Below are 12199 nucleotides of genomic sequence, written 5' to 3' on the forward strand. Positions count from 1 at the left end.
TAGGAGGGTGGAGAATGGAGGCTGCAGGCATACCTCATATCAAGCTTGAGAATATTAAGAAGGGCTATAACAGCCGCAGTGTTCTGGAAGGATTAAATCTTACCATCAGGCAGGGAGAATTTGTAGCCATTGTCGGAAGAAGCGGATGCGGCAAGAGCACACTGCTGCGCCTTCTAGCGGGGCTGGAGTTTTTGGATACAGGGAGCATTCTCGTAGACGGTGAGGAAATTAATTCTTTAAATAAAAATGCGAGACTGATGTTTCAAGACGGCAGGCTGCTTCCATGGAAGAAAGTAATGGAGAATGTCAGTATGGGTCTTCCAAGGGACCACCGGCTGAGAGCCCTGAATGCCCTCGAGAGGGTTGGTCTGAAAGACAGGGCAAACGATTGGCCGGCAAGGCTCTCGGGCGGCCAGAAGCAGCGGGTTGCCCTTGCAAGGGCTTTGGTGCATAATCCTGCCATCCTCCTTCTTGATGAGCCGCTTGGTGCGCTGGATGCCCTAACGCGGCTCGAAATGCAGAGATTGGTTGAACAGCTTTGGAGCGAAAAGAAATTCACTTCTATATTGGTCACACATGATGTCGAGGAAGCAGTAGCGCTTGCTGACCGGGTCATCCTAATCGAAGAGGGAAGCATTAAATTAGATCAATATATCCCCCTCCCAAGACCGAGACAGAGAGTGCATCCAGGATTTTCGCTCCTAGTGGAGGAAATCCTGCAGCATATTACAGGACCAGGCGAAGGACCTGCTTTTTTGGGAAACCAAAGGAAGAGAGTCTATTGAGGCTCTCTTTTTTCGTGCCTGCTATTTTTGAATTTCTGTTTTTTTATAAACGCAATTAATTCTCTATTGACCTCGTCCCAATCTTTTATCAAAGGTGGATTTCCCGCTTTTTTTAGTTTTACAATTTTACAGTCAGGAAGGGAACGGAAGGGTTCATATATTTGACTGGCATGACGAGTCCCCGTAAGAAGCAGTACTGGGCAGCGGATATCTTTGATCCTGGAGGTGAAATTAAACAAGAGAATATCCTTATAATCCGAAATCCAGCTTGCGATGTTTGATTTTCTAAAGTGATTTTTTAGGTCTTCCCTCATATGCGGGTCCTTTGTCAGACGGGAAGCAGCCAAATGTATGGCTAATTCTTCATTTTCTTTCAAAATCCTTATATTTGCCTGGTAAAAGAATCTTTGCAGCTTTGTTTCCACCTTTGAAAACCCGTCAAGCATTATTAAGGACAGAATCTTATCAGGAAAATGGACGGCAAAGGTCAAAGCGATCGCACAGCCAGAGGAAAAAGAAGCTAAATGGACCTGCTGAAGATTCAGCTGATCAAGGAACTGAGCAATTTCTTCCGCCCTGCGCAGGATAGAAGGGGGATCTTCTCTTAATGGGCTGTCCCCGCTCCCGCTCAAATCAGGTGCCAGAATCCTAAACTTATCCTTCAGGTACAGCGTTTGATAACGGAATATCTTTCTCCCCATGCCGGGAGGATGGATAAAAAGGACAGGAACTCCTTTTCCTTCTTCCTCGTAATACATATATTTTCCATCCAAGCAAATGTGTTTGATCATTGGAATCCCTCAAAATTTCATTTTGTAATATCTTTCCCATCCTGCTAAAAAATACAAGAAAAAATTTAAAGGGCTGCCAGAAGAAAAAATCAGAGGAAGGCCATACTAAAGGAGACGGAATGTAACCAGCTTGGATATCAGGCAGGAATATCCTGAGATTTTTGAAAAGGAGCTTTTGTATGGCTAATAAGGAAACAAAAGATAAACAAAAGGTCAGCAATTGGTGCCTTATAAGCATGGCATCGATTCCCCTTATTATGACTTTGGGCAACTCGATGCTGATTCCTGTTCTGCCAATCCTTGAAAAGAGAGTCCATATCACTCCTTTTCAATCCAGTCTGATCATTACCAGCTATTCACTAGCATCGATCTTTTTAATTCCGGTCGCTGGATACCTATCGGACCGAATCGGCAGGAAAAAGGTTATCGTTCCCAGTCTTATTATCGTTCTTGCAGGAGGCCTCGTTTCTGCTTGGGCCTGCTGGAAAATGGCGTCGCCATTCTGGACCATCATCATCGGCAGGGTCCTGCAGGGGATTGGAGCTGCCGGGGCTGCACCAATTGTCATGCCTCTTGTTGGGGATTTATATAAAAAAGAAGAAGACGCGAGCTCCTGCCTGGGAATTATTGAAACATCCAACACAGCGGGAAAGGTATTAAGCCCGATTTTAGGTTCTTTGCTCGCAGCCTGGTTCTGGTTTCTGCCTTTCTTTTCAATCTCGATATTCAGTGCGATCTCGATTCTCATGGTTTTGTTCTTCATTAAAGCCCCAAAGAAAATGGAAAAACCCAAGGCCATGAAAGAATTCATAACGAATACGAAGAAAATATTCAAAAATGAAGGAAGATGGCTGTATATCATATTCATTGCAGGCTGTTTCGCCATGTTTATTTTATTTGCCGTCCAATTTTATTTATCTCAGGAGCTAGAAACGAAATATGATTTAAAAGGTATCAAAAAAGGCCTGCTTCTGGCTGTCCCTCTTGCCTTTCTTTGCTTGTCCTCCTTTATAACAGGAAGAAAGATTAAAGGCGACAAGAAGCTGATGAAGAAAATCATCTATGGTGCGCTGGTCATTCTTGCTGTTTCAGTCGCCTTCACAAGTACATTTAAAAATATGTATCTCCTGCTTGGAGCAACCAGTATATTTGGTATATCAGTCGGGCTGCTGCTACCTACACTGGATGCGCTTATCACCGAAAACATAGAAAAAGAAGAACGCGGCACCATTACGTCCTTCTATAGTTCGGCAAGATTTATCGGAGTTGCGGTCGGGCCTCCTTTCATGGCCTTTCTCTTGAAGGGAAGCCCATTCTGGGGCTTTATCGGATCAGCTGCTGGATCCCTGGTATTGGTGTTCCTGGTGAAAAAATTCATCAGGGTAGAGGATGAGTCACCTAGAGAGCCAAAAGGAAAAAATAACAAATCGATGACAAGGCCGGAGCCGGCTCCGCAATAAATTCTTTCAAAATAAAGACAGGAGTTGATTCCATGACAAAAGGGCAGGACGATTTAAAACAATATAGAATGCCTGAACTATTAAGGGAAAAAAAGAACTTTCATTATCGTGTGGGATATACGGCTACAACTGGAAACCGTACAGGCAATGGACCGGAACCTTCCAAAAGGTCTGACTTAGAACACTAGAAATCGGATCAATTCAAGGTAAAAAGGGTTTGAAATGAATGCCTTCATTTCAGGCCCTTTTTGATTTGTTAAAAATTTTCCAAGAAAAAGCTTTTTAACGTAACAGTGTTATGTTACATTAAAAAGGAAGGGGGATTAATCATGGAAGAACAATTAATTTCCAAAAAGGATCTGCTTGAGTTAACCGGGATATCGTATGGGCAGTTGTACAGATGGAAAAGAAAAAATCTGATCCCAGAAGATTGGTTTGTGAGAAAATCCACTTTTACAGGACAGGAGACTTTTTTTCCAAAGAGCCAAATATTAGGCCGGATTTCTAAGATCCAAAATATGAAGGAAGATTTGTCCCTGGATGATATTGCGGATTTATTGGCACCCGGACAGACAGACTTTGCTATCCTACCTGAAGAGCTATTGAAGAGAAATTGGGTATCTGAAGCAAGCGTACAGCGTTACCTAGAATTCCTGCCGGGGAAATCCAGCTTTTCCTTTTTTGATATCGTGTTTATTTCCATTCTGAATCAACTACTGTTGTCGGGAGATGTTCATATCCAGGAAGGAAAAATGGCAGTAGAATTCCTTGACAGACATTTGGAACTGGTAAAAGAGGGCAGATACAGCCTTGTCCTTTCAAGAAAAATGGGTGTAACTTCGTGTTTTCTTATAAAGAATCCGGAAGCAATGGCGGCCGATAGCGAAACAAAAATAGTCGTGAATGTGGATCTGGAAAAGCTTGGAGAGAGCATCAAAAATAAAATTCAATAGGAGATGAATCGAATGGTTACAGAAACAAAATATCCGTTAAAAATCAATGGTTCAATGACTGTCCCGGGGGGAAGCTTTACAGATGTGCATGTCAATGGATCGGGAAAAATCACGAGTGATGTAAATTGTGATTCCTTTCATATCAACGGTCATTCCTCTGTCCTTGGTAATATAAAAGCAGCAGGAGAAATCACCATTAATGGCAAAGCAGATATAAAGGGAAGTGTTAAGGCAGATGAAATAGAGGTGAATGGAAAAGCGGAAGTGAAAGGGGCCTTGGAAGCAGGAGATATAAAGGTAAATGGGAACCTTAAGCTTTTTGGGAATGTGACAGCGGAGGATTTCGTCTCAAAGGGAAAAACAGTCATTGAGGGGAATTGTGAAGCGGAAGACTTTGTCTCGAGGGGGACGATTCATATCAGTGAACTGCTGAATGCCGATTCCATTGATATAAAGCTGATAGATGATAGCTTTATTAAAGAAATGGGAGGAGAAGAAATTGAAGTGAGGAGAGACAGCTCAGCTCCAATTCTGGGCAGGCTGTTGAGCTTATTGGGTAGCTCCAAATCCTGCATGCTTACTTCTGATAGTATCGAAGGAGACCAGATATACCTGGAATATACATCCGCAGGCACAGTCAGGGGAAATGATGTACGGATTGGCCCGGGCTGCAACATCGGGCGCCTGGAATATAAAAATGAAATGTCGGTTGATCCTTCCTCAGAAGTTAAGGAGGCTGTTCAAAATTAAGCGGGGAAAAAACCCATCGCGTTCCTCCTGAAAAAGGCGCGATGGGCTTTTGTTTATCCTTTCTGCTTCATTCCTTTTCTGGAGGAAAAAGGCAGCCACCAATTCCAATCACCCAGAAGCTTCATTAAGGATGGCACAAGAATAAGCCTGATGATTGTGGCATCAATCAGAATGGCGATCGCAATTCCTACACCGATCTGTTTTACTGGCATAACCCCTGTAAAAGCGAAAGCCCCTGTTATGACAATCATGATTAGAGCTGCGGATGTAATGATTTTACTGGTCGAAGCCAGCCCCTCCACTGTAGCAAGATCATTATCAGAAGTTTCCAGGTAAATCTCCTGAATCCGCGATATAAGGAATACTTCATAATCCATGCTTAATCCGAAAACCAGGCTGAAGACAAAGACAGGCAGCATTAAAGCGATATCCGCACTGCCCAGTCCGAAATGGCCTCCCTCAAAGATCCAGACGAGAATTCCGAAGGTGGAAGTCAGACCGATCATATTCATCGCTATGGCCTTAAAAGGAATAATAATGGAACGGAAGGCAGCCATTAGGATGAAGAATGTGGATAGCAGGACAATGGCCAAACCAATCCACACCTTGGCATAAATCTCATCAAAAATTTCCTGATAAAATTTAACTCCTCCTCCAAAATGCAAAGGATAGTCCCATTTTCTTTCACTCCATTTCCTGACCCAGTCCTTCGCAGTCTTTGACTTTTCTTCCTCTTTTAGTGTGACAGTAAGAAGAATCCTGTCATTTTTTATAAATTGGTTTATATAAGGTCCAGCCTGTTTCTTAAACTCCGGGCTCTGAAATGCAGCTAAGAGTTTTGGCGGAGACTCAATCCCCGAGACAGAATAGAGTGATTCTACATAGGAAACTGCGGGATCATCCTGAAGTTCCTGTGTAAGATGCTTCATTTCAGCAAGCCCTTCCTTGTCCAGCCATCCGCCTTTTTTGTCAGCCGTTACATACACAGTGCTGCCGCGGTCTAAGTGAAAAGTGTCATTGAGTTTCTCCATCGCCTGCCTTGAATCATAATGAGCGGGAAGAGCATCGACTTCAGGGATGGCTAGGACAATCCCGCGGACCGGCACAATGCCAATAAGCAGCACGGCCAGGGCAAGCAGACTGTTTAACAGGGGATGCTTCATCATCATGGCTGAAAAGCGTTTCCAAGACTTAGATTGAGTATGCCTGTTTTTAATTACATTCCATTTATTGATATTCTCACCCAGCAGGACCATTAGAGAAGGAAGAAGGGTCAGTGCCGATAAGACTGCGACTGCGACAACCACCATTCCGCCGATTGCGACTGTCCTGAATATGGCAATATCAATCACCATCATGGCAGCTAAGCCGATAAATACGCATAATGCTGAAAAGAGGATCGACTTTCCCGCCGTTCTGATTGTAATTTCTATCGCCCTGTTCTTATCCCCTGTTGTTAATTCTTCCCTGAAACGGTTGATGAATAATAAAGCAAAATCAATGCTTAAGGAAAGTCCGATCATGGGAATCACATTTAACACAAACACGGATAGCTGCATGGCACCTGCAAGCAGGGATAAAATACCGAAGGAAATAACAACTGTGATTCCGCCTACAATAATGGGGATGAGGGATGCTGCCAGACTGCCAAAAGCGAATAAGAGGACAATCAATGCCACCGGAAGTCCGATCAGCTCTGCTCTTTTCAAATCTTCCTGACTCGCCTTATTCATATCCTCAACAACCACCGGCGTTCCTGTTATCGATATTCCTTTTACTCCGGAATATAAATCTTTAATTTTGTCTGTTTCATCCTTCACTTCATCTTTGGACTTATTAAACTGGATAACGGCATACGCAAGGTTTTTTTTGAAGAGCTTCGGCTGGGTAAGAGGCGATTGGATTCCGTTATCAATTTTTAAGTTTTCGGCCCTCGACAATTGCCTTGAAATGGTCTGCCTGAATTCTGTTTCGGACTGTCCTTTTTGACGTTCAAATACGACCAGGATCGTCGTCATAGAAAAATCAAAATACCGATTCAGCTCTTTCTCCACCTGTTTAAACTCTCCATCTGTTTCAAATCCATCACCCTTTAGATGAGAAGGCAGTTTAAGGGCTGATGTGCTTAATCCCAGTAAAAAAATAATCCATATGGCCGCCAGCCACTTTCTGTGCCTGATCACTAATCTGCTGATTGCTTCCATTCCGCACTCCCCCTATAAAATCCCTTAAGCAGTTTATACCTTAAAATTCCATTCTTCATTCTCTATTATGCCATCAATTTTTTTCTTCTGTATAAAAAAACAGGTTTCACATATCCTAAGTGCAATATTTGATACAGGCAGGAGAAGCAGCGGCTGCCGGTACTCTCTGGGAGGAATTTATATGTATGGCAAAAAAGCGCCTCTGGAATTGGAACCGATAATTGAAAGTACAGATGTTTACTCCTGTATCGGGGAATCCTGCAATGGCTGGATGAGGAAAGAATTCGTCTCTGATACATTGACCTGTCCGCTATGCGGCAGCAATATGTCAGAAGAAGTAAGAGAACTGCCGCAAATGAAAAAAAGCTATAACTTTTACTGATTGGTCAATACAAATGACAAAAGGAACAGCCAGGGCTGTTCTTTTTTTATTATCTAAAAGATCAGGCATGTTTGTATGGAAAATACCATCCAGTTGCCAAAAAACAGGGAGAGTGTCAAAATAATAGAGAAGATTATGAATACATCCAAGCTGGAAATTTAGATAAAGAGGGTTTGTTATGTTTGACTATCATGTACACACGAGCTTTTCAGCCGATTCAAAGATGCCGATGGATACGGCCTGCCAGACTGCCATTGAAGCTGGAGTGAAGGAAATTGCCTTCACTGAGCATATGGATTATTTTTATCCTAACTGTGATTTGACATTCGAATTCGATTATGGGGAGTATTCAGGAATGGTGGATCTGCTGAGAGGCCGGTATGGCTCCAGATTAACTATTCGGAAGGCCGTGGAGATAGGCATACACCCTTATACTTACCTCCAAAGTAAAAAATTCACTGATACAAATGAATTTGATTTTATCATTGGATCTGTTCATATTGCCGATAATTTAGATTTGCATAACGGAGATTATTTTAAAGGAAAAAGCCTCAAAGAGGCGCTTGAGACCTACTTTATTACCATTAATACCTATGTTAAAGAGTATCAGGATTTTAATGTCCTTGGCCATTTAACGCTTATTAAACGCTATCTTCATTATGTAAATTCTCATTGGGAAAAAGTAGATTGGTCCCTTTATTACGAAATCATTGAGGATACCTTTAAGGCGTTAATCCAGACTTCAAGGGGAATCGAAGTGAATTTATCGGGATACAGATACCGGATTGACAGTCCTCTTCCTAATCTGCCATTTATTCAATTATATAAGGAAGCGGGAGGAGAGATTATTACTGTCGGAACGGATGCACACAGCCGGCATTTTGTAGGAAAACATCTTGAGATAGGATACAGCCTTCTAAAAAAGGCAGGATTTGAATATATTACCAGCTTTGAACAGCGGAAACCAACATTTCATAAGTTAACAGATAGTATATAAGTATTCTCAAATGAAGAGGCTGCCTTTTAAAGTCTGATTTGCTAAAGATAGATTCATTCAAAAGCGAAACCTGACTTCCTAAAGACAGCCTTTTTACTATTATAGCCAGGTGGAAATGGTTTTTACATCGAGCCGTGTAGTCTCTCTTCCTGGTTGTAATGCCTTTCCAATCGTAATAAGCATGATTGGTTCGTATCGGGATTCTATTTCGAATTCTTCAATAAGGCCTGAAGAATTAAAACCGCCGATTGGACAAGTATCCCAGCCTTTAGCTTTTGCAGCCAGCATTAGCTGCATAGCGGCAAGGGAAGCATTGAGATAAGCAGCCGTCAGGGCTTTCTCTTTGTTTTGATAGGCACGATTCACTTGTCCTGCAAGGACATCCTTAACTTCGGGGCTCATACGTCCAGCTTCCACATCAGGTCCGAAAACAGGTTCAACTTTCTTTTGAACTTCCTTGTCACCCAGTACAGCAATCACGGCAGATGATTCAACAATCTGGGCCTGATTAAAAGCGAGGGGAAATAATTTCTGTTTGGATTCTTTAGAAGAGAAGACCATAAAGTGCCAGTGCTGAAGGTTCCATGCAGATGGCGCCCTTCCCGCAAGTGCAAGCAACTCGGATAGTTCTGATCTGGAAATCTCTACATTCGGGTCGTATACTTTTACCGAACGTCTTTCTTCTATAATATTGATTAAGTTAGACATGCTGATCCTCCACTCTGTTGTAAACGTAATTCATCTCAACTGTATAGTAGATTAATGACTTAGGTCAATGGAATTGCTTAAAGATTCACGAACTTTGGAAAAGGAAAAAAGCGCCTCGGTCATCCTTCCAGGCTGGGAGCTGTTCCTCATATGGAAACAGTTCCAGGCCGGATATCAGACACGAGACACCCTCTGAAAAATATCTTATTTTACTGGTACGCTTTCCGCTTTATCAGCAGAAGCATGGTTTTTAGCCATACGCTGGCCGATTTCCGTCTGAAGCATCAGGAATAATCCTCCGATTGACCAATACAGCGGCAGAGCTGCAGGTGCATTGAAGGAAAAGATTAAGATCATGAGCGGTGACATCAGCCCCATGAATTTCATCGTATTCTGCTGCTCTTTCGGCATGTTCTTTTGTGAAACCTTAAACTGCAGGAAGTATACGATTCCGGCGACGATGGCAAGGATATGATCCGGATGTCCAAGACTGAACCATAAGAAAGTATGGGAAGCGATATGATGAGAACTCTTTATCGCATAATAAAAGCCCATTAAGATCGGCATCTGGATGAGTACTGGCAGGCACCCCATGTTCAGCGGGTTCACGCCGTGCTTTTGATACAGCCGCATCATTTCCTGCTGATATTCCTTTTGCTTGGCCGGGTCCTTAGCATTTTTCATTTTTTCCTGCAATACAGCCATCTCTGGCTTGAAAGCTTCCATCTTCATCTTCATAGCATTCTGCGTCTTCAACTGCTTTAAGAAAAGCGGCATTAATACTAGCCTGATCAGTAAAGTCATGCAAATGATGCTGAGTCCATAGCTCCCGCCGGTGATGCTGGCAAAAAACTCAATCGCGGAAGTCATGGGTGCAATCAGGAGATTATGGAAAATCGAACCTCCGCCGGATTGTGATTGGCACCCGGTCAATAAAGCTCCGATGACAACAATCAAACTTAGTAAACCCAAATATTTTTTATTCAATTTATTTCCTCCTCGTTATTAGGTTATGAGCTAACGAGTAAGGAAATTGGCTCCTCTGAATCCCCAGGATCTAATTTTCTTCGGATAAAGCTGATGATCTGTGTGATAAAACATTTACAGAGTGAAATCTTAAGCTTTATAGCTGAAATTCCTTGCTCATGCAGGGAAACTGTAGGGCAGGAATCCAGCTTTTTGTCCAATTTATAAGAAAAATAGAGGGCTGCATAAGGAAGGACGATGGTCAATAATAAACCTAAGAGAATGGCCATCCGGAATACATGGTGATCAAGTTCTAGAATACTATCCCACATAAGGCAATCCCTCATTTAAAAGTCTAAATACTAGCTTCTATTTTACCACGAATGATTTAAATTCTCTACATTTCTTAAAATGCAGATAGACAGGATTCTGTATCCAGCAGTAAGGTAATGTCAAAGATCTGGTTTTTGCTCCAGTTTTTCTTTCTGATATTGCCTGGCAAGCAGCTCTTCCACTTCATTATAAGTCAAGCCAGATTCGGCATTGAGTTTTTTTACTTCTTCAATATCGGTTCCTGCGGAAGTGAAACGGTCCTGATCGGCACTCATCATGAATGGCGGCCTATCATAAATTCTCATTTTGCTGGCCGATTTCCTTTGCTGCGATGATCGAATTTGCCTGTTCCAGTTCCTTATGTTCTTCCACAGAATCACCTGGGTAATTTTTGGGATTTGGAAATGTGTCATGAGTTTCAATGGTAAATTCTTTTTTCTTAGGTGCCTGAGTTAAAAATTCATTATTTTTTTGCGGATTCATCTTTGACCCTCCTAATCAAATCAAGTAAGACAGATTATTTTTTAGAATACCTAAAAGAATATAAGTTTATACCTTTGGAAAGGAGGGTAAGATAGATTGTTATCTGAAATTAAACACGTTCTGAATTCGCTTTTTCTCGATTGTAACGGCCACTGCCAGAAAAGAAAAGGCAGTCCCAAACCGGATCAGGGAAATCATATTCATTGCGGCGTGCATTCCGCAGCCGTTTAGAATCAGGACACCCAGCTGGGGAGCGGCAAAACCTACGATCGATAGCATAAAGTTATAATTGGCGATATAGTTCGCTCTGTTGGCTTCCGGTGAAGCTTTCAGAAGCTGATTGAACAGGAGCAGATTGGTGCCTGATACGAAAAATCCTGTCCAAAAGTTAATGCCCGTCATATAAAATAAATTCGTGGAAAGCATGTTTAATGCCGGTGCTGTGGCCATCCCTGCGGCGGCAATAAATAATACAATAGAATTTCCATATTTGTCTGCAAGTCTGGCCCACCATTTAATGCTGATTATTTGAGCGGCCTGGCTGGTGACAGAAAAGATGCTGAGCCAGAGCGCAGTCGCGTGGGCATCCTTGATTTGGTAGATGCTGAAAAGCGACCAGGCCATTTGGGCAGAAAAATTATATAAGATAGCACACACCAAAAAAGTTACATAAGGCTTGTGCTTAAAAACATCAAAGGATAATTTGCTTTTTACTTTTTTAATCTGTACAGGTTTTACCATTCTTTCCGGCTCTTTATGCTTCGCCAGGTAATAAACCTCAAACAGGGCAAAAAGGAAGCCGGCAAGAAGAAGGGCTTGGTAGGGAAACGCATCATGCTTGCTGTACTGTTCCAAATAAAATCCTGTTCCGAAGGTGACAATGAGGGCTGCGATGTTATTTACACGGTTACGGGTGCTGAAAAAATCTCCCCGTCTCTGCTCAGGAATTATTTCTCCTATCATAGTCTGCCAGGAAAGATTGGCGAGTGCCCCCGGAAAGTTAAGAAGGGCAATCAATCCAACTAAGATCCAGGCTGATACCGCATTTGAAAAGAAGGGGACGAAAAAAATCAGCATAAATAAGAAGCGTGTGGCAAAGGTAGTGGCTAATGTGAAATTCCTTTTGCTCCGGGCTCTGTTGAGCCAGATGGCTCCAGGCAGCAAGGCGATCATGCCGATAATGGATGGAAGGGAAGTGATCAATCCCATCTGTTGATTGCTTGCCCCAAGGACTCCAAGAGCCAGTAAAGGTATATAGCCATTGACGGTATTAGTGGAAATGGTCTGTGCCAGCCCATTGTATAGGCTGGCTTTTTCATTAGATGTAAAGCTCAATTACTGCATTCTCTCCCTCATGTATAATCTATCCATTTTTTGTAGTACCGAG

Annotated in this window: 15 protein-coding genes; 7 read left to right on the plus strand and 8 right to left on the minus strand. The window is 42.5% G+C overall.

What is annotated here, in order from left to right; all coding sequences use genetic code 11:
- Positions 1–14: 14 nt before the first annotated feature.
- Positions 15–785: an ATP-binding cassette domain-containing protein gene (locus H539_RS0119955; protein WP_026694993.1), complete on the plus strand. Its 771-nt coding sequence runs from the start codon at positions 15–17 to the stop codon at positions 783–785.
- Here H539_RS0119955 and H539_RS0119960 read toward each other — a convergent pair.
- Entirely contained in the window at positions 779–1576 is a 798-nt protein-coding gene (locus H539_RS0119960) for an alpha/beta fold hydrolase (protein WP_026694994.1), read from the minus strand. The two genes, H539_RS0119955 and H539_RS0119960, sit on opposite strands and share 7 nt — an antisense overlap.
- Before the next feature lie 179 nt (positions 1577–1755).
- Here H539_RS0119960 and H539_RS29145 point away from each other — a divergent pair, with 179 nt between their 5' ends.
- The 4 genes from H539_RS29145 to H539_RS0119985 all read left to right on the plus strand — a co-directional run bounded on the left by H539_RS29145 (position 1756) and on the right by H539_RS0119985 (position 4739).
- Positions 1756–3036 (plus strand): MFS transporter, encoded by a 1281-nt coding sequence (locus tag H539_RS29145; protein ID WP_051348688.1) that lies wholly within the window; start codon positions 1756–1758, stop codon positions 3034–3036.
- Positions 3037–3068: 32 nt separating this feature from the next.
- Entirely contained in the window at positions 3069–3224 is a 156-nt protein-coding gene (locus H539_RS32460; protein WP_169816040.1) for a hypothetical protein, read from the plus strand.
- A 141-nt stretch (positions 3225–3365) separates the two neighbouring features.
- Positions 3366–3989 carry a YhbD family protein gene (locus H539_RS0119980; RefSeq protein ID WP_026694995.1) on the plus strand — a complete coding sequence of 208 codons (624 nt, stop codon included), beginning with the start codon at positions 3366–3368 and terminating at the stop codon, positions 3987–3989.
- 12 nt (positions 3990–4001) lie between these two features.
- Entirely contained in the window at positions 4002–4739 is a 738-nt protein-coding gene (locus H539_RS0119985; protein WP_026694996.1) for a bactofilin family protein, read from the plus strand.
- 53 nt (positions 4740–4792) lie between these two features.
- Here the strand turns inward: H539_RS0119985 and H539_RS0119990 are convergent, their stop codons facing one another.
- Positions 4793–6943, minus strand: coding sequence for an MMPL family transporter (locus tag H539_RS0119990; protein ID WP_026694997.1), 2151 nt, complete (start codon positions 6941–6943; stop codon positions 4793–4795).
- A 181-nt stretch (positions 6944–7124) separates the two neighbouring features.
- Between H539_RS0119990 and H539_RS0119995 the strand changes: the two genes are divergently transcribed.
- Both H539_RS0119995 and H539_RS0120000 read left to right on the plus strand, forming a co-directional pair.
- A complete protein-coding gene (locus H539_RS0119995; RefSeq protein WP_026694998.1) occupies positions 7125–7325 on the plus strand; it encodes a cold-inducible protein YdjO-related protein in 201 nt (66 codons plus the stop codon).
- 178 nt (positions 7326–7503) lie between these two features.
- Entirely contained in the window at positions 7504–8322 is an 819-nt protein-coding gene (locus tag H539_RS0120000) for a histidinol-phosphatase HisJ family protein (RefSeq protein WP_026694999.1), read from the plus strand.
- Positions 8323–8421: 99 nt separating this feature from the next.
- Here H539_RS0120000 and H539_RS0120005 read toward each other — a convergent pair whose 3' ends face one another.
- From H539_RS0120005 to H539_RS0120035, 6 genes are all read right to left on the minus strand, one after another.
- Positions 8422–9030 (minus strand): nitroreductase family protein, encoded by a 609-nt coding sequence (locus tag H539_RS0120005; protein WP_026695000.1) that lies wholly within the window; start codon positions 9028–9030, stop codon positions 8422–8424.
- Between the two features lie 204 nt (positions 9031–9234).
- On the minus strand, positions 9235–10017 hold the full coding sequence (gene yidC / locus H539_RS0120015) for a membrane protein insertase YidC (protein ID WP_026695001.1): 783 nt from the start codon (positions 10015–10017) through the stop codon (positions 9235–9237).
- A 23-nt stretch (positions 10018–10040) separates the two neighbouring features.
- Entirely contained in the window at positions 10041–10328 is a 288-nt protein-coding gene (locus H539_RS0120020; RefSeq protein WP_026695002.1) for a hypothetical protein, read from the minus strand.
- 120 nt (positions 10329–10448) lie between these two features.
- Positions 10449–10634: a hypothetical protein gene (locus H539_RS0120025; RefSeq protein ID WP_081415960.1), complete on the minus strand. Its 186-nt coding sequence runs from the start codon at positions 10632–10634 to the stop codon at positions 10449–10451.
- The gene (locus tag H539_RS0120030) at positions 10621–10812 is read right to left on the minus strand and encodes a hypothetical protein (protein WP_026695004.1); all 192 of its coding nucleotides are present in this window, start codon (positions 10810–10812) and stop codon (positions 10621–10623) included. The genes H539_RS0120025 and H539_RS0120030 overlap by 14 nt, the downstream gene beginning before the upstream one ends.
- Before the next feature lie 99 nt (positions 10813–10911).
- Positions 10912–12147, minus strand: coding sequence for an MFS transporter (locus H539_RS0120035; protein WP_026695005.1), 1236 nt, complete (start codon positions 12145–12147; stop codon positions 10912–10914).
- Positions 12148–12199: the final 52 nt, after the last annotated feature.

Origin of the sequence: Peribacillus kribbensis DSM 17871 (genome assembly GCF_000430765.1) — a bacterium.
GTDB classification, from domain to species: Bacteria; Bacillota; Bacilli; order Bacillales; family DSM-1321; genus Paraperibacillus; species Paraperibacillus kribbensis.

Bases quoted from the DNA above. Each gene is read 5' to 3' on its own strand.
- H539_RS0120005 (WP_026695000.1), bottom strand. From the start codon at position 9,030: ATGTCTAACTTAATCAATATTATAGAAGAAAGACGTTCGGTAAAAGTA.
- H539_RS0119955 (WP_026694993.1), top strand. From the start codon at position 15: ATGGAGGCTGCAGGCATACCTCATATCAAGCTTGAGAATATTAAGAAG.
- H539_RS0120020 (WP_026695002.1), bottom strand. From the start codon at position 10,328: ATGTGGGATAGTATTCTAGAACTTGATCACCATGTATTCCGGATGGCC.
- H539_RS0120030 (WP_026695004.1), bottom strand. From the start codon at position 10,812: ATGAATCCGCAAAAAAATAATGAATTTTTAACTCAGGCACCTAAGAAA.
- H539_RS0119985 (WP_026694996.1), top strand. From the start codon at position 4,002: ATGGTTACAGAAACAAAATATCCGTTAAAAATCAATGGTTCAATGACT.
- H539_RS29145 (WP_051348688.1), top strand. From the start codon at position 1,756: ATGGCTAATAAGGAAACAAAAGATAAACAAAAGGTCAGCAATTGGTGC.
- H539_RS0120000 (WP_026694999.1), top strand. From the start codon at position 7,504: ATGTTTGACTATCATGTACACACGAGCTTTTCAGCCGATTCAAAGATG.
- H539_RS0119960 (WP_026694994.1), bottom strand. From the start codon at position 1,576: ATGATCAAACACATTTGCTTGGATGGAAAATATATGTATTACGAGGAA.
- H539_RS32460 (WP_169816040.1), top strand. From the start codon at position 3,069: ATGACAAAAGGGCAGGACGATTTAAAACAATATAGAATGCCTGAACTA.
- H539_RS0119995 (WP_026694998.1), top strand. From the start codon at position 7,125: ATGTATGGCAAAAAAGCGCCTCTGGAATTGGAACCGATAATTGAAAGT.
- H539_RS0119980 (WP_026694995.1), top strand. From the start codon at position 3,366: ATGGAAGAACAATTAATTTCCAAAAAGGATCTGCTTGAGTTAACCGGG.
- H539_RS0120025 (WP_081415960.1), bottom strand. From the start codon at position 10,634: ATGAGAATTTATGATAGGCCGCCATTCATGATGAGTGCCGATCAGGAC.
- H539_RS0119990 (WP_026694997.1), bottom strand. From the start codon at position 6,943: ATGGAAGCAATCAGCAGATTAGTGATCAGGCACAGAAAGTGGCTGGCG.